The following is a 22066-nucleotide window of genomic DNA, read 5'->3' on the forward strand; positions in this document are numbered from 1 at the left end:
GCCGCTCGTCCTAGAACGCCGCTCGTCCCGTCCCTCGGGCGCCGGATGGCCGGAGGACCGGCCCGTCCGGGAGAGCGACCGGGGCACCCCACCGTTTGCGCCCCGGCGCAGCGGTTACCCAGGGACCGTGTGCCCCGCCCCCACCCCCCGCGCAGGCGTCGTCATCATCACCCGCGACCGGTGCGACCACCTGCTGCGCACCCTCCGCCATCTGGCCGAACTGCCGGAGCACCCCCCGATCGTCGTGGTCGACAACGGCTCCCGCGACGGCACCCCCGCCGCCGTGCGCGACCGGTACCCGCAGGTCCGCGTCCTGGAGACGGGCCGCAACCTGGGCGCCGTGGGCCGCAACCTCGGCGTCGCCGCGCTGGACACGCCCTACGTCGCGTTCGCGGACGACGACTCCTGGTGGGAGCCGGGCTCGCTCGCCGCGGCGGCCGAGCTGTTCGACGCCCATGCGCGCCTGGCGCTGATCGCGGCCACCATCCGGGTCGGTCCTGAGGGCCGGCCGGACCCCGTCAACCGGGTCCTCGCCGGCTCTCCCCTGGGCCGGGCGCCCGATCTGCCGGGGCCCTCCGTCCTCGGTTTCCTCGCCTGTTCGGCCGTCGTCCGGCGGGAGGCCTTTCTCGACGCGGGCGGTTTCGACCCGCTGCTGCACTTCGGCGGCGAGGAGACCCTGCTCGCCTGCGAACTGGCCCGCCGCGGCTGGGGGGTGGTCCACTGCCCGGCCCTGGTCGTCCGGCACCACCCGGACCCGGCGCCCCGCGCCGGCCGGCCGGCGCGGCTCCGGCGCAACGAGCTGCTGACCGCGTGGCTGTGCCGCCCCCTGCCGTACGCGCTGTCCCGCACCTGGGCGCTGGCGCGCGACTGCCCCGGGGACCGGGAGGCGCGCCGCGCGCTGGCCGGGGTGCTGCGCCGGCTCCCCGCCGCCGTGGCCCGCCGACGGCCCCTGCCGCCGGCCGTCGAGCGCGGCGCGCGCCTGGTCGAGGCGGGGTCAGGGCCCGGTTCCGCGCCCCGGCCGGCGCCGGAGCCCGCTCCGGGCGGCCCGCGCGGGGCGCCCGGGGGCGGGCCGCTGCCGACCGCCACCGCCCGCCGCGCGCGGGAGGACGAGCCGTGACCGACGCCCGCGCCTCGCGGGCCCGGCGCCACGCCGGCCGAGGACCGCGCGCCCTCACCCGAACGGCCGCTGTCGTGCCCCTCCCGGCTCGACCGCCCCCGGCCCGTCCCGCATCGTGAGTCCATGGACGATCTCGGCACCGACCTGCAGGCAACCGGGACCGCGCCCCTGGGCGGTGCGGCGGACGGAATGCCGGAGCACGTGCGCCGGACCCTCCCCGAGCGGGGTTTCTGCCTCGTCCCCTCGGCGGCCGTCCGGACGTGCCTGGGGGTGGACCCCCGGGGCTGGGCACGGTTCGCCGCCCACTGGGAGGACCTGGGGCCCGACCCGTACGCCGCCGAGACCGGCACCCGGCGTATGCGGCGCTACGGGCACCTGCTCCTGGCGCGCGGCGGCCGGCTGACGCCGCAGCCGCACGACGCCTTCGTACAGCCGGAGGACACCAACCGGCTCTACATCGGGACGGACCGCGCGTTCGAGCCGCTGACCGAGGCGTTCCTGGCCGATCCGCTGCTGACGTCCCTGATCCGCGTCCTGGGCGAGATCGCGGGCTGCCTGGCGGACCCGGACCGGTGGAGTGTGAAGGTGCACCCCTTCCGGGTCGTGGCCGCCGCGGACAGCGAGGGGCAGCCGACGCCGGAGGGCCGGCACCGCGACGGCGTGACGCTGGTGACCTCGCTGCTGGTGGACCGGCGGAACGTGACGGGCGGGACCAGCACGGTCTACGACGCCCAGGGCCGGGAACTGACCGCCACCACGCTCGGCGAGCCCGGTGAGCTGCTGCTCGGCGACGACCGCAACACGCTGCACAGCGTCTCCCCCCTGCGTCCCGTCGACGCCGGTCTGCCCGCCTACCGCGACGTCCTGGTGACGACCCTCACGGCGTGCTGATCACGGTGTGCTGATCACGGCGCACCGGTTCCGCCCCGCTCGGTGGCCTCCACCAGGCGGTCGACCACGCCCGTGAGCCCGCCGCCGGCCCGCGCCCACGACCGCTGCCGCCGCGCGCCGCCCCCGGTGTCCGCCAGCCGCCGCAGGAACGTTGACACCCGGGGCCAGTCCCCGTACGCCTCCAGGAGCGGGCGCGCCTGCCGCACCGCCCGGCGCGCCTGCTCGGCGACCGGCGCCACGTCCCCGGCCGGCACCTCGTCCCCGCCGTCCGGCCAGCCGTCCCTGGCCGCCCGCCAGCAGGCGGCCCGCAGGACCTCGGCGTCGACGCGCGGGCCGGGATCTCCCGCGGCCACCCGTTCGGCGGACAGCACGACCAGGGCCCTGACCAGGCCCGCGAGGGCGACGGTGTCCGCGATGTCCGGGGAGACGTCCATGCACCGCAATTCCAGGGTGGGGAGCCGGGGGTGCGGGCGCAGGTCCCAGAACGGCATCTCCGGTTCCAGCATCGCCCCCGTCTCCGCCACGGCGGCGGCCAGCCGCCGGTGGTCCTCCAGGGAGGCCGCGTAGGGCGGAGGGCCCAGGCACGGGAACCGCCCGCGGATGACGGCGCGCCAACTGGCGTAGCCGGTGTCCCGGCCCCGGTGGAACGGCGAGTTGGCGCCGGCCGCCACGAGCAGCGGCAGCCACGGGCGCAGGTGGTTGCCCGTCAGGACGGCCGGCTCGCGGTCGGGCAGGTGGACGTGGACGTAGAGGGCGCTGACGGAGAAGTCGTCCAGCATGGCCCGGTACTGTGCGAGCCCCGCCCGGTAGCGGGGGTGCTCGCCCGGCCGGGGCGGGCCGTCCGTCTCCAGCACCGGCGTCCCGGTGGCGCACAGCCGGACGCCCTCCTCCCGCGCCGCCGTCACGAGCGCGGCCCGTACGCGGGCGATCTCGTCGTGCAGTCGCGCCAGGTCCGTGCACGGCGGGGTGCGGCCTTCCACCTGGTGGGAGGCGAACTCCTGGGCGACGAGGTCTCCCACCGCCGCGGAAGCCCGCTCGACGACGCGTGCCCCGGCGGGCACGACGTCGCGCGTGACGGGGTCGACGAGGAAGTACTCCTCCTCGACCCCGATCGTCGGCGGATGCGAGCCGGTCACCCGTCCAGCGTGCCACTCCGGCCGGAAGCCGGCCCTCCGGCAGAGCCGCCGGGGGACGTGGCCGTCAGGAGACGCCAGGGGGCCTGCGGCCCGGCCCGGCGCACCGGCGTCAGTGGACCGAGAATCCCCCGTCCACGAACACCGACTGCCCGGTCACGTACGCGGAAGCGCGGCTCGCCAGGAAGACGACGGCCCCGGCGAAGTCCTCGGCGAGCCCGTTGCGGCCGGCCAGGGTGCGGTCGGCGAGGGCGGCCACCTTCTCCGGGTCGGCGGACAGGCGGGTGTTCAGCGGGGTCATGACGAAGCCCGGGACGAGGGTGTTGCAGGTGACGCCGTACGGCGACCAGGCCTCGGCCTGGGAGCGGGCGAGGGATTCCAGGGCGCCCTTGGAGACGCCGTACGCGCCGCTCCCCACGAACGCCCGGTGCGCCTGCTGCGAGGTGACGTGGATGATCCGCCCGTAGCCGCGCTCGGCCATGCCGGGGCCGAAGCGCTGCCCGAGCAGGAAGGGGGCTTCCAGGTTGACGGCCATGGTGGCGTCCCACACGTCCTCGCCGAGCTCGTTCATCGGCGGGCGCAGGTTGACGCCCGCGCTGTTGACGAGGATGTCGGGTTCGCCGAACGCCCGGGCGGCCTCCTCGGCGGCGGCCCGGACGCCGTCCCGGGTGCCGAGGTCGGCGCTGACCCGGGCCGCCCGGCCGCCGTGGTCGGCTATCTCGCGGACGGTGGCGTCGAGTCCCTCCTCCTTGCGGGCCACCACCACGACGCTCGCCCCGGCCCGGGCCAGGGCCACCGCCATGGCCCGGCCGATGCCGGAGCTGCCGCCGGTGACCACGGCGACCCGCCCGTCGAGCGAGAACAGTTCGGAAAGGTATGCGGATGTGCTCATGGCCGCACCCTAGGCGGCGGGGGCGCGGCGCCGCGCCCGCCCCGCGCCCCCGGGCCGTCTCACCGGTAGCCGGGAGGGGCCTCCGCCTCGGCGTGGGCGACCGCCCGGCGGCGCGCCGGGCTCCGGCCGGCCGGCTGGTCCGGTGCGGGCCGGACGGGCAGCTTCGGCACTTCGCGGGACTCGGACGAGGCGGGGGTGACGGTCAGCGGCTCGTCGCAGTGCCGGATGTCGATGGCCTCCCCTTCGAGGAGGGTGTACGTGGCCGTGGTGCCGGTGATCTCCACCCGGAGCCGGCGGCCCCTGACCTGCATGGTGAAGGCGAGCCTGCCCAGTTGCTCGGGCAGCCGGGGCGCGAAGGCGAGGACGTCGCCGTGGTCGCGCATCCCGCCGAACCCCATGACCAGGGCGAACCAGGTGCCCGCGAGGGAGGCGATGTGTATGCCGTCGCGGGTGTTCCCCTCCAGGTCGGACAGGTCCATCATGGCCGCTTCGCCCAAGTAGTCGTAGGCGAGCCGCATATGGCCCACCTCGGCCGCCATCACCGCCTGCCCGCAGGCGGACAGGGAGGAGTCGCGGACGGTCAGCGCCTCGTAGTAGGCGAAGTTGCGGGCCTTCTGCTCCGGGGTGAAGGCGTCGCCGCGCAGGCACATGGCGAGGACGAGGTCCGCCTGTTTGACGACCTGCTTGCGGTAGAGGTCGAAGTAGGGGAAGTGCAGCATCAGCGGGTACTGGTCCTCGCCCGTGTGCGCGAAGTCCCACATCTGGTGGCCGGTGAAGCCCACCGACTGTTCGTGGACGCCCAGTTCCTCGTTGTAGGGCAGGGTCATCCGGTGGGCGGCGTCGCGCCAGGCGGCGGTCTCCTCGTCGTCCACGCCGAGGGTGCCGGCGGCGTCCGGGTGGCGTTCGGCCGCGGCGGCGGCCGCGCGCAGGTTGTGCTGTGCCATCAGGTTCGTGTACAGGTTGTCGTCGCAGATGGCGCTGTACTCGTCGGGGCCGGTCACGCCGTCGATGTGGAAGTCGCCGTGGTGGTCGTGGTGGCCCAGCGACCGCCAGAGCCGGGCCGTCTCCACGAGCAGGGGAAGGCCGATCTCCCGCTCGAAGTCCTCGTCGTCGGTGGCGGACACGTAGCGCACCACCGCGTCCGCGATGTCGGCGTTGACGTGGAAGGCGGCCGTGCCGGCCGGCCAGTAGGCCGAGCACTCGTCGCCGTTGATGGTCCGCCAGGGGAACGCGGCTCCGCGCAGCCCGAGTTGGCGGGCGCGCGACTGGGCGGCCGGCAGGGTGCTGTGCCGCCAGCGCAGGGCCTGTTCGACGGCCTGGGGGGCGGTGTAGGTGAGGGCGGGCAGGACATAGGTCTCGGTGTCCCAGAAGCAGTGGCCGTCGTAGCCGGGGCCGGTCAGGCCCTTGGCGGGCAGGGCGCGGGCCTCGCCGCGGGCGCCCGCCTGGAGGACGTGGAAGAGGGCGAACCGGACGGCCTGCTGGATCTCGGCGTCCCCGTCCACCTCGACGTCGGCGCGGGCCCAGAAGTGGTCGAGGTAGGTGCGCTGTTCCTGGAGCAGCCCTCGCCAGCCGGTGCTGGTGGCGCCCGCGAGCGCGGCGTCCACCTGGTCGTGCACGGCGGACACCGAGCGGACGGCCGACCAGCCGTGGGCGACGAACTTCTCGACCCGCAGCCGCTCCCCCGAGCCCAGGCGCGCGGCCACGGTGAGCCGGCTGAGGTTCTCGCTGCTCTCGGACGACATCTCGGTCTTCTCGGGGCCGTCCACGACGTGGTCCGCCGAGACGGCGATCTTCAGGTCGCTGCGGGCGGTGCGGTGCAGCAGTCGCAGCCGCGAGCCGTGGGAGGCGCACTGCTCGGGGACGAGCGGGTCCTTGAGCTGGGACGCCGTCCGGGGGTCGCCGCCCAGGTCGGGCATCTCCTCGTTGGCCACCAGCTCCGACTGGACGACGATCCGCACGTCGCCGTCGAGGGGTTCGACCTCGAAGGCCACCGCCGCCACCGCGCGCTGGGTGAAGGAGACCAGCCGGGTGGAGCGGACGCGGACGCTCCGGCCGCTGGGCGAGGTCCATTCGGCGGTGCGGTGCAGCAGGCCGGTGCGGAAGTCCAGGACCCGTTCGTGCCGGTGCAGCTTGCCGTAGCGCAGGTCGAACGGCTCGTCGTCGACGAGCAGCCGGATGACCTTGCCGTTGGTGACGTTGATGACGGTCTGGCCGGACTCCGGGTAGCCGTAGCCGGCCTCGGCGTAGGGCAACGGCCGGAACTCGAAGACGCCGTTGAGGTAGCTGCCCGGCAGCCCGTGCGGCTCGCCCTCGTCGAGGTTGCCGCGCCAGCCGATGTGGCCGTTCGACAGGGCGAAGACCGACTCGCTCTGGGAGAGCACCCCCAGGTTGAGCTCGGTCTCGCGGAGGCACCAGGGCTCGACCAGAAAGGCCGGATGAGTGATCACGCCGTCTCCCCCAGAAGGTCCGAAAGATCGTCCACCACGACGTCCGCGCCGTGCCGGCGCAGCGCCTCCGCCTGGTCCGCCCGGTTGACGCCCACGACGTGGCCGAACTTCCCCGCCCGGCCGGCCTCCATGCCGGCCAGGGCGTCCTCGAAGACGGCCGCCTCGTCCGGGGCCACGCCGAGCGCCTCGGCGGCGGCGAGGAAGGTGTCGGGGTGCGGCTTGCCCGGCAGGTGCCGTTCCGCGGCCACGAGGCCGTCGATCCGCACCTCGAACAGGTCCTCGATGCCCGCCGCGATCAGGACGTCGCGGCAGTTGGCGCTGGACGAGACCACGGCCCGGCGCAGCCCGGCCGCGCGGACGGCCTCGAGGTAGCGGACGGAGCCCGGGTACGCCTCCACGCCCTCCTTCTTGATCTTCGCCAGGACCAGGGCGTTCTTGCGGTTGCCGAGACCGTGCACGGTCTCCCGTTCCGGCGGGTCGTCGTCGGTCCCCTCGGGGAGGGTGATGCCGCGTGAGGCGAGGAAGGAGCGGACGCCGTCGGCCCTGGGCATGCCGTCGACGTACGTGTCGTAGTCGGCCACCGGGTCGAACGGCCGGAAGTCCGGCCCGTCGCGTTCGGCGAGGTAGGCGTCGAACATCTCCTTCCAGGCCGCGGCGTGGACGGTCGCCGTCCGGGTGAGGACGCCGTCCAGGTCGAACAGGCAGGCGCGGACGGTGGCGGGCAGGCCGAGAGCGGTCACGGTGTTTCCCCTTTCCCTGGTCGCCGCACCGCCTGCCCACTAAGGAGACGAATCACTCGTTCGCCCGGGTCCGACGGGCGGGGCCGTCCTCCGCGCGGGCCGCGCGCGGTCCGCCGTGCGGTGCGCGCCGTCGCCCGCGAGGCGCGCGTCCGGTCGCCCGTACGGCGGTGCGCGCCGGTCCCGGGCCGCCTGCCCGGGGCCGCGCGCGCAGCGCCGTACGGGCCCCGGGCGTTCCCGGCCGCCGCCGGGGAGACCGGTCCCGACGTGGTGCGTTTGTCCCGTCCCGGGCGGGTACGCGGAGGCGGTACCGAGAACGATCCAGCCGACCCGCGGCCCCGCGGGCCCCGGCCGGGGCGGCCGAGCGCCGCGCCCGGCCGGGGACGCGGGGGCCGCGGAACGAGGAGGCAGCATGAGCAGCCAGCCGGCACAGCAGCAGGAGGTCCCGGGCGTCGAGAAGGAGCTGCGGCCCCGGGCGGACCACGGCGAGGAGAGCTACCGGGGGTCGGGGCGACTGAAGGGCAAGGTGGCGGTGGTCACCGGCGGCGACAGCGGCATCGGCAAGGCGGTGGCCATCGCCTACGCCCGGGAGGGCGCCGACGTCCTGATCTCCTACCTGGACGAGCACGAGGACGCCCGGGACACCGCGCGCTGGGTGGAGGAGGCCGGGCGGCGGGCCGTGCTGGTCCCCGGCGACCTCGCCCGGCCGGAGCACTGCCGGGCGGTGGTGGCCAAGGCCGTCGAGGAGTTCGGCCGGATCGACGTGCTGGTCTCCAACGCCGCGTTCCAGATGACCCACGAGACGCTGGAGGAGGTCTCGGACGAGGAGTGGGACCGCACCCTCGCCATCAACCTGAGCGCCATGTTCCACCTGTGCAAGGCCGCCTTGCCGCACATGGGTGCCGGGGCGTCGATCATCGGCAGCAGCTCGGTGAACTCCGACACGCCGGTGCCGACGCTGCTGCCGTACGACGTCACCAAGGCGGGCATCGCCAACTTCTGCGCCGCCCTCGCCCAGCTCGTCGGCGAGCGCGGCATCCGCGTCAACAGCGTGGCGCCGGGGCCCATCTGGACCCCGCTGATCCCCTCGACCATGCCGCCCGAGCAGGTGGAGAAGTTCGGGGAGGACACGCCGCTGGGCCGGCCGGGGCAGCCGGCCGAGGTGGCGCCGGTGTACGTGCTGCTCGCCTCCGACGAGGGCAGCTACGTCTCCGGCGCCCGTGTCGCGGTGACCGGTGGGAGGCCCATCCTGTGAGCGCGGCGCCCGGTGTCCCCTGGTATCCGCTGGAGCTGACGACGCCCGTCAAGCAGCACGTCTTCGGCGGTCGCGCCATCGCCGGCCTGCTGGGGCGCACCGGCCTGCCCTCGGGCCGGGTGGCGGAGACCTGGGAGGTCAGCGACGTGGACGGGGACATCGCCCGGGTCACCGACGGGCCGCTGGCCGGGCGGACGCTGCGCGCACTGTTCCTCGCGGACCCGGACGGTCTCGCCGGGCCGGGCCGGCACGGCCCGCACTTCCCGCTGCTCACCAAGTTCATCGACGCCCACGGCTCGCTCCCCGTGCACCTGCACGCCGACGACCGCACCGCCCGGCGGCTGGAGAACCAGCCGCACGGCAAGACCGAGGCGTGGCACATCCTGCACGCCGCCCCGGGCGCCACCGCGTACGTCGGCACCCGGGAGGGCGTCGGCCGGGACGCGCTGCGCCGGGCGCTGCTGCGCCAGGACTTCGACGCGGTGCTGCGCCGGCTTCCCGTCCGGGCCGGGGAGACGGTGTACGTGCCGGGCGGCACGGTGCACAGTTTCGGGCCGGGCACCCTCGTCTACGAGATCGAGCAGACCTCGGACGTCCAGCAGCACGCCATGCGCCACCGGATGGAGGACGGCTCGCCGCTCTCCGACGACGAGTGGCACGCCAACGTGGAGCGGATGCTGGAGCAGTGGGACCCCGCGCCGCGCCCCCGGTTCCTGCCCGGTCTGGTGCTGCCGGACCGGGGCGGGACGCGGACGCTGCTGACGGCGGGACCGTACTTCGCGCTCGAACGCTGGGCGGTCCCCGCCGGGGAGACGCTGCGGCACTCCTTCGCCGGCGCGCTGGTCGTCACCGTGCCGGGCGGTCCGGCGGAACTCCGCGTCCCGGGTCACACGCTGACCGTGGGCCGGGCCCGGACGGTCCTGCTGCCGGCGGCCCTCGGCGAGGTGGAGCTGCGGGGCCCCTGCTCGGCCCTGGTCGGATACCTCCCGGGCGATCTCGACCGGGACGTCCGCGCGCCCCTGCGGGCCGCCGGCCACGCGCCGGAGGCGGTGGCCGAACTGGTCGCCACCGGGCCGGAACCCGTGACGGACTGACGTCACCGGAGGCCCGGTCGCTCCGACCCGCCCGCGTGGCGGCGGGGATGGTGTGATCCTTCCCGGCTCGCGCATTCCGGCGCGTGCTGCCCTCGCGTCACGCGTTCGAGGCCCCGGCCCGCCGCCTCGAGCGCGTCCGGATCGCCGCTCCGGCCGGCCTCGCCTCCGCCGCCCGACGGCGGAATCCGGCCAGAGCGCACCCGACCGGGTGCGTTCACCGGCGCCGCGCGCCGGGAGCTCACCACCCGGGGGCGGCGGGCGCACCGCCGCCCCGGGAAAACCGTGCGTCCCCGGCGCCCCACCCGGCATTCCCCAAAGCCCCACACACCCCTAAAGACTGATTTAGCGTATATAGCTACTTTCCGACGGACTCTCCTTCTTGGCGGGAATCCCCCGGTTTCGGCCCTTGTGCTCGGTCGGCGGGGTGCGTGACCGTTGCCCCCGGCGCCGCCAACCGTCCGCCCCCCCCGGTCGCGCCGGCCGCAGTGCGGCCGGGGAACCCCGAGAAGGAACCAGTCGATGCGTTCTCTCCGCCCGCCGTCCCCGCCGCCCGCGACCGTCGCCGTCGCGGGCGTCGAGTTCGGCTGGGGCAGCGCGGGCAAGCTGAGCGCCGTCCTCGGCGCCCTCCGCCGGCCCGCCCACGAGTCGCCGCTGCGGTTCGTCGGCCTCGGGTCCGGTCTCGGCCGTCCCCTGCTGACGGCGCACGGCGTCGACGCGTGGTACGACCTGCCCGCCGGGGACGGTCTGCACCCGGCCGTCGCGGAACTCGCCCGGACCCAGCGACCGCGCGCCGCGCTGGTCGTCCTGGACGGGCGGCTCGCCTCGGCCCTGGAGGCCGCGGGCGTCCCCACGGTGTTCGTCGACAGCCTGCCGTTCCTGTGGACCGAGGGCGACCGGCCCTCGCTGCCGCTCGACGCGACGGCCTACTGTGCCCAGCGCTGCCCCGAACTGCCGCCCGAGTGCCGCGAGGTGCTCGCCTCCGTGCGCTCCCTGCGCTGGGTCGAGGCCATCGTCGGCGCCGGCCCGGACGGCCGGCCGGGCCGGCCCGGCGCCCGGCCGTGGCGCCGGGCGCTGGTCAGCCTCGGCGGCCTGCGCGCCCCGGGCCTGGCCGACTGGACGGCCTACCCCCGCGTCGTGGTGCCCGCCGTCCTGCGGGCGCTCGCCGCCCACGGCGTGCGCGAGGCGCGCCTGGCGGGCAACCTGCCGGCCGGCCTGCTCACCCGGCTCGCGGCGGACGCTCCCGCGGGCCCCCGGGTGACGGCCGGGCCGCTGCCGCACGCCGCCTTTCTCGCCGAACTGGCCCGCTGCGACGTCCTCGTGACCTCCCCGGGTCTGACGACGCTGCTGGAGGCCGGGACACTGCGGGTGCCGACGGTCTGCCTGCCGCCGCAGAACGTCAGCCAGATCCTGAACGCCCGGTTCCACACCCGGGCGGTCGGCGTGGACGTACGGGCCGGGTGGCCGGAGGACGTCCTGGACGAGGGCCGGGCGCTGGCCCTGCGCGCGGAGGGCGAGGAACACGCCCTGGCGCTCGTCTACGGCGCCGTGGCCGGGGCCGCCCGGTCCGGCGAAGGCGTGTCGGACGCCCTGGAGGAGGCCGTCCGCGCGGCGCTGCGGCGGGCCGGCGGCGTCACCGACTGGGGAGCCCTGGCCACCGCCGTCGGCACCGGAGGCGCCGCCCAAGTGGCGGACGTGGTACGGGAGATAGTGCGGCGGGGGTCCCGGCCCTGTCCGCCGGCCTCCGCGTCCCCCGGTTCGTGACGTCCCTCCCCGTACGGTCCGAAAGGTCGCGCGCCGATGCGCCAGCGTCACCGCTATCTGTTCATCAGGATCCTGGAAGCCTGCAACGCCGACTGTTTCATGTGCGAGTTCGCGCTGTCGCGCGACGCCTACCGCTTCTCTGTCGAGGACTTCGAGGAGTTGCTGCCGGAAGCCCGCCTGGCCGGGGTGCGGTACGTGCGCTTCACCGGCGGGGAGCCGCTGATGCACCGGGACGTGGTGGAGCTGGTGCGCATGGGCGCGGCGGCGGACCTGCGGATGTCCCTGATCACCAATGGGATGCTGCTGCCGAGGATGGCGCGCCGGCTGGCCGATGCCGGGCTGGCGCAGGTGATCGTCAGTCTGGACGGCGCCTCGGCGGCCACCCACGATGTCTACCGCCGGTCCCCTGGCATGTTCGACAACGGGCTGGAGGGCCTGCGCGCCGCAGCGGGGCTCGGCGTGCTGCCGCGGGTCAACACCGTCGTCGGGCCGCACAACTACACCGAGATGCCACTGTTGCAGAAGGTGCTCACGGACGCGGGGGTGCGGCAGTGGGAGCTGTCGGCGCTGAAACTGGACCGTTCCATCGCCTACCCGGACCCCGAGCACGTCCGGCAGGTGTGCGACCCGGTCTACGCCGCCGACCCGGCCGAACTGCTGGTGCCGCTGGGGAAGCGGTTCTACGGGGACACGCCGGAGGAACAGGAGCGGTACTTCGGGGAGTCGGTGACCCCGCGGGCGTCCCGGCCGCTGTGCCACGTCGTCGACGACGTCATCTACCTCGACGGGCGCGCCGGCCGGACGTACGCGTGCAGTTGCCTGCCGCACCGGGAGGGCGGCGAGGGCCCGTCGGCGGGCGCGCCGTTGCGTGAGGACGGCGCGGTGGCGCTGGACACGCCCGTCTTCCGCGCGCACGCGGACTTCTTCCGCGCGCACGGCCCCGAGCTGTGCGGGGGCTGTTCGACGACGGCGGCGGGGTACAGCGACGACGTCGCCCGACTGGGGGCGGTGCCGCCGTGGCGGTACTGACCCCGGCCGGCGGGGCGGTGTCACCCCCGCGGATGCGGGTGCGACTGGTGTGCCGGGAGCGGCAGTCGGACTCGGTCCTGGCCTGCCGCCGGATCGCCGCGCACCTGGGCGGGCTGACCACCGTCACCGGGGAACCCGACATGTCCGAGGCCCCCGGACCGCCCGCCGACGCCGCGCTGGTCTGCGACGACGAGGCGGCGACCGCGCGGCTGACCGCCCGGGGCGTCCCGGTGCTCCACCTGTACGCGGGCCACCTCACCGCCGTCCCGCCCCGCCCGGCCGGCCCGGCGCTGTACCGACTGCACCGGCCCGGCTGGCTGCCCGGCCCGGCCGGGACGGGGGACGGGAGCCCGGGCGTCCGCCCGACGGGCCTGCTGGCGCCCGCCCGTACGGCGAGGAGCCGGGAGCGCGCGGGCACCCTCGTCCTGCTCTCCCTGTGGGGCGTGCCCGACGAGGAGGCCGCGGCGTTCGCCCGGGGGCCGCTGGCCGCGCTGGTCCGTGCCGCGGCCGAGCGCACCGGCCGGTGCGACGTCGTCTGCGACACCGCCCTCACCGTGGTGCGCGCCGCGCTGGAAGGCGCGGCGGGCGGCCGCGCGGTGCCGGTGCACCGGGCGGCGGCGGTGGACGCGGACGGGCTGCACGCGGGCCGCGCGGTGCTCCTGGCGTCCCCGACGTACGGGGCGCTGGCCCTGGCGCAGGCGCGCCGGGCGCCGCTCGCGTTCCTGCCGCCGCTGGGAGGGGCCCAGACGGACCTGGCCGGACGGGTGGCACGGGCCGTCCCGGTGCCGGTGGCCGAGGACCCCGATGATCCCGCCCTGTGGGCGCCCCCGGAGCACGGCCCGTGGGACGCGCTCGCTCCGGGCGCGGACGACCTGCGGGGCGCCCAGCGCGTCGCCCGGAGCGTCCGTCAGCTCTCGCTCGCTCCCCCGTGACGCCGCCCGGCCGCCACCGGGATTTCACGCCCGCACCCACGCTCCCTCCCCGCCACCGACCGCCTGTCGTCACTGGAGCCGCCATGTCGGACGCCTCGGGCACGCCCCCGCCCCCCGCAGACACCGCAGATCCCGCCGGTTTTCGCCCCCGCGTCCCCGCGACGGAGTGGGACGACTGGCGCTGGCACATGCGCAAACGCATCAACACCGTCGAGAAGGCCCGGCGCTGGATCCGGCTGACGTCCGAGGAGGAGAAGGCCGTCGCGGGCGCGGCGGGAAAGTACCGCTGGAGCGTCACCCCGTACTACGCGTCCCTGATGGACCCCGACGACCCCTCGTGCCCGGTCCGGCTGCAGGCGGTGCCCGCGCCGGCGGAGCTGACGGAGTTCCCCGGCTCGGACGTCGATCCGGTCGGGGACATGTACTACCGCCGCACCAACCGGGTGGTGCACAAGTACCCGGACCGGGTGATCCTCCTGGTCACCGAGGCGTGCCCGGTCTACTGCCGGCACTGCACCCGCAAGTTCCACACCACCGACCTGTCCGGCACCTACTTCCGGGACGACGAGGGCGGGTCGTTCGAGGAGGATCTGAGGTACATCGCCGAACACCCGGAGATCCGGGACGTCCTGCTCACCGGCGGCGACCCGCTGTCGTACCAGGACGGCAAGCTGGAGGAGATCGTCTCGGGGCTGCGGGCCATCCCCAGCGTGGAGATCATCCGCATCGGCAGCCGGTTCCCGGTGCTGCTGCCGCAGCGCGTCACCGAGGGCCTGTGCGCCATGCTGGAGCGGTATCACCCGGTGTGGCTGAACACGCACTTCAACCACCCCAAGGAGATCACCCCGGAGTCCGCCGCCGCCGTGGACCGGCTGCTGCGGCACGGCATCCCGGTGGGCAACCAGACGGTGCTGCTGCGCGGGGTCAACGACGACGTCACCACCATGCGCACCCTGATGACGGAGCTGCTGCGCATCCGCGTCCGCCCGTACTACCTGTACCACTGCGACAACGTCACCGGCGTCTCGCACTTCATGACCTCCGTGGAGAAGGGCTGGGAGATCATGGAGGGCCTCCAGGGCCACATCACCGGCTTCGGCGTCCCGCAGTACGTGCTCACCACGAAGATCGGCAAAATCCCCGTCGCCAAGCCGTACTTCACCGTTCTCCCGGACGGCCTGCTGCTGCGCAACTACAAGGGGCAGGAGATGGTCGTCGACGCCGCCGCGTACCCGATCACGGAGTCTGATGCGTCATGAGCCTCGACAAGCGCCTGGGCCAGCGTTTCCTCCCCTACGGGGCCAACTACCTGGACTGGTCGGACCTGCACGAGCTGCGCGAGGCCGTCGGCCAGGGCGTGCTGTTCCGCTACCAGACCGAGGGCGAGTCCGTCGCCTCCCGGCTGGAGCGGCGGGTCGCCGAACGCCTGGGGGCCGGGCACGTGCTGGCCGTGCACAACGGCACCGAGGCACTGCGGCTGGTCCTGATCTCCACCCGGCCGCGCACCGGCGACCTGGTCCACATTCCGGCGGTGACCTTCGTGGCGGTCGCCGGGGCGGTGCTCGCCAGTGGGCTGGTCCCGGTGCTCGTGGACGTCGACGAGTCCCTCTCCCTGGACCCCACCCTGCTGCCGGCCGGCGCCGAGCGGGTGATCACCGCGCACATGGAGGGCACGGTGGCGCCCCTGCCGGAGGGCGTGCCCTTCGCCGTGGAGGACTGCGCCCAGGCCCTCGGGGCGCGGTTCCCTGACGGCCGGCACGTGGGGACGGCGGGGTACGCCGGAACGTTCAGCTTCCACCACAACAAGGTGCTCACCTCCGGCGAGGGCGGGCTGGTCACCACCAACGACCCGGCCGCCTGGGCCACCATGCGCCGTTACCACGACCACGGCTCCGCGCGGGTCCCCGGCCACTATCCGACGTGGGACCGGGACGCGCACTACGGGGAGAACTTCGTCACCAGCGAGGGGGTGGCGGCCATCCAGTTCCAGCAGTTCCGCCACCTCGACGAGCTGCTGGCCGGGCTGGAGCGGCACCACGCGATCGCCATGGACGGTCTGCCCTCCCGCACCGACCTGCGGGTGCTGCCGCGGGCGGCGGGTGATGTGAAGATCAGCCTACGGTTCCGCTGGGAGAGCCGGGAGTTGCGGGACGCGGCCGTCGCCGCGCTCACCGCCCGCTCCATCGCCAACTGGACACTCGGCAAGTACCTGCTGCCCGAACACCCCGTGCTCACCGGCCGGCGGTCGCTCTACACCGACGGCTTCCCCTGGAACCTGGCCCCCGAGGGCCCGCTCGCGCTCAGCCGCGACGGCTTCGCCCGCACCCGCGACCTGCTGGACCGCACCCTGTGCGTCCCCCTCTCCCCCGAACTGACCGAGGCCGAGCAGATCCTGGCCGTCAAGGACCTGCGGCAGACCCTGGAGGCGGTGTGAACGACCGGGAGCCGGTGCTGCTGCTGGCCGACGACCGGGCCTGCTCCTTCTCCCGGTACGCGGTGCGGGCGCTGCCCGGGCGGCTGGTGCTGCTGCGCTTCGCGGAGGCGCGCCGGGACCTGTCGGACGACTACCTGGACGAGACCGCGCACGTCCCGGCGTTCTGGGTGCGCGAGGGCGTCCCGCTGGAGGAGGAGGCCGTACGGTACCGGCGCTGGTCGGCCGGTCTGCCCGCCCGGCCGGACCGGTTCTGCAACCCGTCGGAGCCCCGGCAAGCCGTCGCCCAGCGGTTCGCGGAGCTCGTCGGGCTGCCGCACCTGACGCGGCGGCAGGTGGCGTGGGTACGGGACAAGCACGCCATGAAGAGCAGGTTCCGCGAACTGGGGCTGCGGACGGCCCGCTACGCGCGGGTGTCGGGACCGGCGGACGTCGAGCGGTTCGCCGAGCGCTGCGGCTGGCCGCTGGTGCTGAAGCCGGTGGACTCGTTCGCCTGTGTGGACACCCACCGGCTGACGGGTCCGGCGTCCCTGGCGGCGATCGACTTCGGCGCCCGGGAGTGGATGGCCGAGGAGTTCCTCGGCGGGACGGAGTGGGAGGTGTGCGCGCTGGTCCACGACGGGCTGGTGCCGGACGCCTGGCCCAGCGCGATGCCCTGCCGCCCGCTGGACATCGTCGACGGCGCCATGAACGCCAACATCAGCGTCGCCACGGACGAGGGCCCGCCGGTGGACCTGCGCGCCCTGGTGCAACGCGTCGTCACCGGCATGGAACTCGACCACGGCTATGTGCACATGGAGTTCTTCCTGGTGGACGGCGAGGTGTACGCGGGCGAGATCGGTGCGCGCCTGGCGGGCTGCGAGATCACCGCCAACCACGGTCACGCCTACGGTTTCGACGTCTTCGGGGCCACGCTGGACGTCTACCTGGGCCGCCGGCCCACCCTGCGGTACGGGCGGCGGCGCTGCGCGGGCGACCTGCTGCTGCCGCTGCCCGGCTCGGGGGTGGTGCGGTCCGTCACCTCCCCGGAGAAACTGGCGCGCATCCCCGGGGTCGTCGAAGCCGTTCTCAAGGTGGGCGTCGGCGAGGTGGTGACGGCCCGCCGCGCCTCGCACAACGCGTCGGGGTACGTCCATGTGACGGGCGCCTCGATCGGCGAGGTGGAGCGGCACATGCGCGCCGTCCTCGACGCCTTCGCCATCGACCTGGCGCCCGTGCCCGCGGCGGCCGGCCCGCGGGCCGGGGCCGTACACCCCTGACGCGCCGTCCGGCGCGGCGGGAGAGACCGGACGAGAGGCGAGGACAGTGACCAACGGGCTGCCGCACGGCTTCCGTGAGCTGATCAGGCGTCACCACGTCGCGGGCGCGGCCTGCTGGAGCGTCGTGGCCCGGCTGCCGGTGTACCTGATGTCGCTGGCCATGGTCCTCGTCGTCCGCGAACAGGGCGGCGGTTACGCCCGGGCCGGGTCGGTGGCCGCCCTGTACACCGTCGGGATGGCGGTCGGCAGTCCGCTGATCGCCCGGTTCGTGGACCGGAGGGGACGGCGGCCGGTGCTGCTGGCCACCGGGGTCGTCCACCCCGCGGCGCTCGCCCTGCTGGTGTGGGCGACCCGGCCCGGTGACTGGGCGCAGTTGGTGACGGCACTCGTCGCCGGTGTCGCGCTGCCGCCCGCCAACGCCTCGATCCGCTCCCTGTGGGCCCGACTGCCCCTCACGGAGGAGGAGCGCGAGACCGCCTATCTGTGGGAGGCGCTGCTTACCGAGGTGCTGATGGTGACCGCGCCGCTGCTGCTGGCCGCGCTGATGCTCCCGGGCTCCGCGGGGCTCGCCCTGACGACCGTGGCCGTCGTCGGCGGCGCGGGCGCGCTCGGCCTGGCCCTGGCCCGGTTCCCGGTGCCGGACGGCGGGGCGGCCGCCGCACCCGGCGGCGCGGCGGCGGGGCGGCGCCCGCTGGGACCGCTCGCGGAGCCCGCGATGCTGACGCTGATGGCGGTCATGGTGGTGTGTGCCGTGCCCGTCGGGCTGATGACGCTGGCCATTCCGGCGTTCGTCGCCGAGCACGGCTCACCCGGCGGGACGGGGCTGGTGTACGCCTGCTGGGGTGTCGGCAGCGGCGTCGGCGCGCTCTGGCTGGGCCGGTCGCAGTCGAAGGTCGCGGTGCACCGGAGGTTCCCGTGGCTGGTGACCGCGTACGCCGCCGGCACGGCGCTGCCGCTGCTCGCGGTGTCGCAACTGACGCTGGCGGCGGCGCTGGCCGTGGGCAGCGCGCCCATCGCCCTGGTGTCCGCCAGTGAGATGACCCTGGTCAGCAAAGTCGCCGACGGCCGGTACCTGGCGGAGGCGTTCACCTGGGCGTCGCTGGCCACGGTGGTGGGCGACGCGGCCGGCCAGCAGGCGGGCGGGCTCATGATGGACCCGCTCGGGCCGCAGGGGGTGTTCGCCGCCGCCGCGGGCGCGGCCGGGGTGGGCGCGGGCCTGGCGTTCGCCGGCCGGGGACTGCTGGGCCGGCGGTCGGTCGCGGTGCCGGAGCGGGCGGCATGACCGGGGGCGGGGGCGCGGAGGGGGCACGTGGACGGGGGCACCGGCGCGTGCCGTCGGCCACCGGCGTGCGCGGACGGGGTCGGCCACAGGGTGTGCGGACGGGAACGGGCGGGCGCGCCGCCGGCCGGAGGCACGCACCGGCGGAAACGGAGGTGCTCGCCGTCGGCTACAGACGTGCTCCCACGGGGGGCCCGCGGGCCACCGGCGGCGGGCCGAGGCGCGCCGTCCGGGAGCGGGCGCGCACGCGCCGGCGCGAGGGGCCGCCCGGCCCGCCGCGAGGCCGCGGGCGTCCGGACGCGGGCGTGGCCCACCCGCCGGCCGGTCCCGGTCCCGCACGGGGTCGCCGCGCTGCCGCCACCGCACCGGCCGCACCCGGGCGCGCCCCGCCCTTTTCCCCCGTCGGCCGCCCGGCGGCCACGGACCGGCCCCACGAACACCCGCCGTCCCGGCGCGGGACACGGATCACCGTACGAAGACGAGGTGCCCTCCCATGAACCCCACCGTCAGTGAACAGCGGCACGACCGGCCGTCCGCCGTGCCGGGCCCCGGAGTGTTCCGCCCGGTGGGCCCCGGGCGTTACCCCGAGGCCGTCACCGCGTTCCTGGCGGCCCCCGGCCGCACGCCCGTCCCCGTACCGGTCGACGGCCGTCCGGACCTCGCCGACGCCCTCGGCGCGGCCAACGGCCTGTACGCCGGCGTCCGTTCACCGGCGCCCCTGGACCTGGGCATCGTGCTCGGCCCCGGCGACCTGCCCCCCGGCACGGCCGAACTGGCCCGGCCGCTGGCCCGCCGGTGGCTGGACGAGCGGGAGCTCGCGGACGCCGCGGACTTCTCCGGCCGGCACCCCGGCGCCCTCCTCCTCGTCGGCGTCCACGGCCGGCTCCGCCTCTCCCCCGTCCGCGACCTGCTGCTGGCCACGTACCGGGGGGCCGAGCGCGCGCTCACCCTGCTGAGCGGGCGCGACGGGGCCTCGGTCGCCTGGAACGTCGCCAAGCAGTACGCCGCCCCGGCGCCGGACGTCGAGGCGCTGGGCCTGTTCACCGACACCGACCGGCCGCCCCGCCCGGCCGGCGTCCGGGTCTTCGACGACCGGGACTTCGAGCGCGCCGACATGCGGGGCGAGATCCTCGGCACCCGGTGGCGCCGGGTGGTCTTCCAGGGCCACGGCAAGGACGACAGCGTCAACCTGGGCGACTTCACCGTCTGCGGGCTCAACCCCGTCGCGCCCGCCGTCCCCGGCCTGCTGGGCCCGCGCTGCGCGTACGGCCTGCCCTGCTACAAGCCGGAGGACAAGCTGGTGCCGCTGCACCGGGTGGACGCCGTGGAGGTCGTGCTCAGCGCCTGCAACAGCGGCCCGCTCGCCGACCTGGCCCTCTACGACCCCAAGTACCAGTTGCTGCTCAGCGCCCTCGACGGGCCCGCGCGGACCGTCGTCTCCGCCGTCTCCGTCCACGACTCCGACCGCCCGGAGAACGTGGCCTGGATGCGGGCCGCCGTCACCGGCGCGGACTCGGTGGACACCCTCAACGCCAGCCTCGCCGGCTCCCACCCCTATCCGGCGTTCCTGCGCTTCGGCATGCCGGGCGCGCCGGACGCCACCCCGCCCGCGCCCCGGCCCGCCGACCACCGGCCCGACCCGCTCCTGCTCACCGCGGGCCGCCGGCTCACCGCCCTGCTCGCCTCCGGACTGCTGCCGCCCCGGCACCCGCTGCTGCCCCGGCTGACGAAGCTCGCCCGCAAGGTGGACCTGTGGGTGGCCCGCCCCACCCACCTCGCCGACCGTTCGCCGGCGGAGATCCGGGCCTCCCTCACGGCGGATCTGCAGTCCCTCGACCACGCCGTCGCCGAGCGGATCGCGGAACACCCAGAGGACGAGGTCATGAACTATCCGGCGCACTTCGGCGACCGCAGTTCCCTCGACCCCGCCGTGCGCGAGGTGCGGTGCCACTGCGGCCGCCCGGCCCAGGAGTTCACCCGGCGCGGGCTGCTCCCCCAGGTCCTCGACACCACGTGTGCGGTCTGCCTGCGCTGCGGCGACGTCACCTTCCGGGTGCCCGAGGCGCCCCGCCTGTGGGCGTACGCCGACGACGAGGCCGAGCAGGGCGGCGTCCTGGAGGTGCGGGCGGAGCTCACCGCCGCCCGGCCCGGGCCCGTGCGGCTCGGGCTGTTCGTCCCGACGTACCTGCGCGAGGACACCACCGTCGAGCCGCGCACCGTCAAGGTGCGCGGTGACGCGGGCGGGGCGCGCGAGGTCGCGTTCCGGGTGCGGTTCGCGCCCGGCTGCGCTCCGCAGGCGTACTACTTCACGGTCTACGCCGTGCAGGACCTGGCCGTCTCCACCGCCCGGCGCCACTTCGGGGTGGTGCCGCGGCGGGCTTGAACCCCGCGGTCTCCGGGACGGCCACACGACCCATCGACCGCACTGCTCACCGACCACACCGGCCATCACACCGGTCACCGCACCTCTCATCGCACACCCACCGCACCAGCCACCGCACGAAGGAAGGACGGACGCATGACCCAGCGGTCCAGCCCCGCCATCGAGCTCGTCGAGCAGGACGGCGAGGTGACGCTGAGCATCGACGGCGAACAGGCCATGCAGGCCTGGGAACGCGACCTGATGTGGGCGAGCGCCGACATGCTCTGCGAGTACGGCCACGACTTCTACGAGGTGGGCCTCGGCCTCGGGCTGTCCGCGCTGCGCATCGCGAACAACCCCGCCACCCGCAGTCACACGGTCCTGGAGCTCTTCGACGAGGTCGAGGACCTCTTCCGGGCCCGCCACCCCGAACTGCCCGGCAACCTGACCATCGAGCGCGGCGACTTCTTCCACCGCGTCTTCGAGCTGCCCTCGGAGAGCGTGGACGGCATGTTCTTCGACCCCGCCCTGGACATGGAGGTCTGGACCGACAAGGAGTTGTGGGCCGCCACCATGCCGCAGGTCGTCCGCGTACTGCGGCCAGGCGGCGTCTTCATCCCGTTCTTCAGCACCAAACCCGAGCTGCGGTGGCAGTACCTCCCGCACTTCCGCCGCATCCGGGTCGAGCGCCATCCCTACACGGCGTACGACACCACCACGTACACGCACGGCACCAGCGGTGACGCCTACATCCAGTGCTTCGTCAAGGACTGAAGGGCCGAGGACGACTGCCATGAGCGCTCCCCCGAACACGAGTGTGTCCCCGCCCGGCCCGCCGGAGGCCGGGACGGACATCCGCTCCGTCTTCCTCGCCGGTCCCTTCCTGCGGTTGCTGGACCGGACGACCGGCGAGATGCCGCCGGACGCGCGGACGCCCTTCGACGTCCTGATCAAGCACTTCGAGTCGCAGGGGCTGTCCGTGCACAACGCTCACCGCCGGGAGGCGTGGGGCGCCCGGCTGATGCGCCCCGAGGAGTGCACGCCCCTCGACCAGGAGGAGATCCGCAAGGCCGACGTCTTCGTCGCGTTCCCCGGCTCCCCCGCCTCGCCCGGCACGCACATCGAGGTGGGCTGGGCCAGCGCCTTCGGCAAGCCCGTGGTCCTGCTCCTGGAGCAGGGGCGCGAGTACACGTTCCTGATCCAGGGCCTGCACACGGTGGCCACGGTGGAGTACGTCGTCTGCGCGGACATCTGCGCGGACGTCGCCGCCGCCCTGCCCGCCGTCGACCGGGCCGTGCGCCGCGCGGTGGCCCGGTGCCGCGAGCGGGACCGGGCCGGCAGTCCCGTCCCGGCGGGCTGAGTCCGTACCCGCCCGGTCCCGCGGGGCGCCGTCCCGCGGGGCCGGGCGTGACGGGCGGACGGGCGCCGCGACACGCGGGCGGAAACG

General features: G+C 75.2%; 18 protein-coding genes. 14 read left to right on the top strand and 4 right to left on the bottom strand.

Going from position 1 to position 22066, the window contains the following annotated elements:
- The first annotated feature begins 127 nt into the window (after positions 1-127).
- Positions 128-1117, top strand: coding sequence for a glycosyltransferase family 2 protein (locus tag ACZ6X9_RS22130; protein WP_469779702.1), 990 nt, complete (start codon positions 128-130; stop codon positions 1115-1117).
- Between the two features lie 123 nt (positions 1118-1240).
- Complete coding sequence (locus ACZ6X9_RS22135) at positions 1241-2008, top strand: 2OG-Fe dioxygenase family protein (protein ID WP_469779703.1); 768 nt, start codon at positions 1241-1243, stop codon at positions 2006-2008.
- Positions 2009-2022: 14 nt separating this feature from the next.
- Here ACZ6X9_RS22135 and ACZ6X9_RS22140 read toward each other — a convergent pair whose 3' ends face one another.
- The 4 genes from ACZ6X9_RS22140 to ACZ6X9_RS22155 form a co-directional block, all read right to left on the bottom strand.
- Positions 2023-3144, bottom strand: coding sequence for a carboxylate-amine ligase (locus tag ACZ6X9_RS22140; RefSeq protein ID WP_469779704.1), 1122 nt, complete (start codon positions 3142-3144; stop codon positions 2023-2025).
- Positions 3145-3253: 109 nt separating this feature from the next.
- Positions 3254-4033: an SDR family NAD(P)-dependent oxidoreductase gene (locus ACZ6X9_RS22145; RefSeq protein WP_469779705.1), complete on the bottom strand. Its 780-nt coding sequence runs from the start codon at positions 4031-4033 to the stop codon at positions 3254-3256.
- A gap of 59 nt (positions 4034-4092) precedes the next feature.
- Entirely contained in the window at positions 4093-6480 is a 2388-nt protein-coding gene (locus tag ACZ6X9_RS22150) for a glycoside hydrolase family 65 protein (protein WP_469779706.1), read from the bottom strand.
- Positions 6477-7220, bottom strand: coding sequence for an HAD family hydrolase (locus ACZ6X9_RS22155; protein ID WP_469779707.1), 744 nt, complete (start codon positions 7218-7220; stop codon positions 6477-6479). The genes ACZ6X9_RS22150 and ACZ6X9_RS22155 overlap by 4 nt, the downstream gene beginning before the upstream one ends.
- Before the next feature lie 409 nt (positions 7221-7629).
- Here ACZ6X9_RS22155 and ACZ6X9_RS22160 point away from each other — a divergent pair, with 409 nt between their 5' ends.
- The 12 genes from ACZ6X9_RS22160 to ACZ6X9_RS22215 all read left to right on the top strand — a co-directional run bounded on the left by ACZ6X9_RS22160 (position 7630) and on the right by ACZ6X9_RS22215 (position 21979).
- The gene (locus ACZ6X9_RS22160) at positions 7630-8472 is read left to right on the top strand and encodes an SDR family oxidoreductase (RefSeq protein ID WP_469779708.1); all 843 of its coding nucleotides are present in this window, start codon (positions 7630-7632) and stop codon (positions 8470-8472) included.
- Positions 8469-9566: a class I mannose-6-phosphate isomerase gene (locus ACZ6X9_RS22165; RefSeq protein WP_469779709.1), complete on the top strand. Its 1098-nt coding sequence runs from the start codon at positions 8469-8471 to the stop codon at positions 9564-9566. Before ACZ6X9_RS22160 ends, ACZ6X9_RS22165 begins: the two co-directional genes overlap by 4 nt.
- Before the next feature lie 519 nt (positions 9567-10085).
- The gene (locus tag ACZ6X9_RS22170) at positions 10086-11327 is read left to right on the top strand and encodes a hydroxymethylcytosylglucuronate/cytosylglucuronate synthase (protein ID WP_469779710.1); all 1242 of its coding nucleotides are present in this window, start codon (positions 10086-10088) and stop codon (positions 11325-11327) included.
- A gap of 36 nt (positions 11328-11363) precedes the next feature.
- The gene (gene blsE / locus ACZ6X9_RS22175) at positions 11364-12356 is read left to right on the top strand and encodes a cytosylglucuronate decarboxylase (protein WP_469779711.1); all 993 of its coding nucleotides are present in this window, start codon (positions 11364-11366) and stop codon (positions 12354-12356) included.
- Positions 12344-13288, top strand: a complete 945-nt coding sequence (blsF, locus tag ACZ6X9_RS22180; protein WP_469779712.1) for a CGA synthase-related protein — start codon at positions 12344-12346, stop codon at positions 13286-13288. Before blsE ends, blsF begins: the two co-directional genes overlap by 13 nt.
- An 83-nt stretch (positions 13289-13371) precedes the next feature.
- Positions 13372-14547, top strand: coding sequence for an arginine 2,3-aminomutase (blsG, locus tag ACZ6X9_RS22185; RefSeq protein WP_469779713.1), 1176 nt, complete (start codon positions 13372-13374; stop codon positions 14545-14547).
- Positions 14544-15722, top strand: a complete 1179-nt coding sequence (locus ACZ6X9_RS22190) for a DegT/DnrJ/EryC1/StrS family aminotransferase (protein ID WP_469779714.1) — start codon at positions 14544-14546, stop codon at positions 15720-15722. The genes blsG and ACZ6X9_RS22190 overlap by 4 nt, the downstream gene beginning before the upstream one ends.
- Complete coding sequence (locus ACZ6X9_RS22195) at positions 15719-16978, top strand: ATP-grasp domain-containing protein (protein WP_469779715.1); 1260 nt, start codon at positions 15719-15721, stop codon at positions 16976-16978. The genes ACZ6X9_RS22190 and ACZ6X9_RS22195 overlap by 4 nt, the downstream gene beginning before the upstream one ends.
- Before the next feature lie 46 nt (positions 16979-17024).
- Positions 17025-18260, top strand: coding sequence for an MFS transporter (locus tag ACZ6X9_RS22200; protein ID WP_469779716.1), 1236 nt, complete (start codon positions 17025-17027; stop codon positions 18258-18260).
- A 490-nt stretch (positions 18261-18750) separates the two neighbouring features.
- Entirely contained in the window at positions 18751-20640 is a 1890-nt protein-coding gene (locus ACZ6X9_RS22205) for a hypothetical protein (RefSeq protein WP_469779717.1), read from the top strand.
- 135 nt (positions 20641-20775) lie between these two features.
- The gene (locus ACZ6X9_RS22210) at positions 20776-21393 is read left to right on the top strand and encodes a class I SAM-dependent methyltransferase (protein ID WP_469779718.1); all 618 of its coding nucleotides are present in this window, start codon (positions 20776-20778) and stop codon (positions 21391-21393) included.
- Between the two features lie 19 nt (positions 21394-21412).
- Complete coding sequence (locus ACZ6X9_RS22215) at positions 21413-21979, top strand: nucleoside 2-deoxyribosyltransferase (RefSeq protein ID WP_469779719.1); 567 nt, start codon at positions 21413-21415, stop codon at positions 21977-21979.
- Positions 21980-22066: the final 87 nt, after the last annotated feature.

It is taken from the genome of Streptomyces sp. NPDC052910 (genome assembly GCF_055585605.1).

Bases quoted from the DNA above. Each gene is read 5' to 3' on its own strand.
- ACZ6X9_RS22135 (WP_469779703.1), top strand. From the start codon at position 1,241: ATGGACGATCTCGGCACCGACCTGCAGGCAACCGGGACCGCGCCCCTG.
- ACZ6X9_RS22145 (WP_469779705.1), bottom strand. From the start codon at position 4,033: ATGAGCACATCCGCATACCTTTCCGAACTGTTCTCGCTCGACGGGCGG.
- ACZ6X9_RS22160 (WP_469779708.1), top strand. From the start codon at position 7,630: ATGAGCAGCCAGCCGGCACAGCAGCAGGAGGTCCCGGGCGTCGAGAAG.
- ACZ6X9_RS22170 (WP_469779710.1), top strand. From the start codon at position 10,086: ATGCGTTCTCTCCGCCCGCCGTCCCCGCCGCCCGCGACCGTCGCCGTC.
- blsE (WP_469779711.1), top strand. From the start codon at position 11,364: ATGCGCCAGCGTCACCGCTATCTGTTCATCAGGATCCTGGAAGCCTGC.
- blsG (WP_469779713.1), top strand. From the start codon at position 13,372: ATGTCGGACGCCTCGGGCACGCCCCCGCCCCCCGCAGACACCGCAGAT.
- ACZ6X9_RS22190 (WP_469779714.1), top strand. From the start codon at position 14,544: ATGAGCCTCGACAAGCGCCTGGGCCAGCGTTTCCTCCCCTACGGGGCC.
- ACZ6X9_RS22205 (WP_469779717.1), top strand. From the start codon at position 18,751: ATGAACCCCACCGTCAGTGAACAGCGGCACGACCGGCCGTCCGCCGTG.
- ACZ6X9_RS22210 (WP_469779718.1), top strand. From the start codon at position 20,776: ATGACCCAGCGGTCCAGCCCCGCCATCGAGCTCGTCGAGCAGGACGGC.
- ACZ6X9_RS22215 (WP_469779719.1), top strand. From the start codon at position 21,413: ATGAGCGCTCCCCCGAACACGAGTGTGTCCCCGCCCGGCCCGCCGGAG.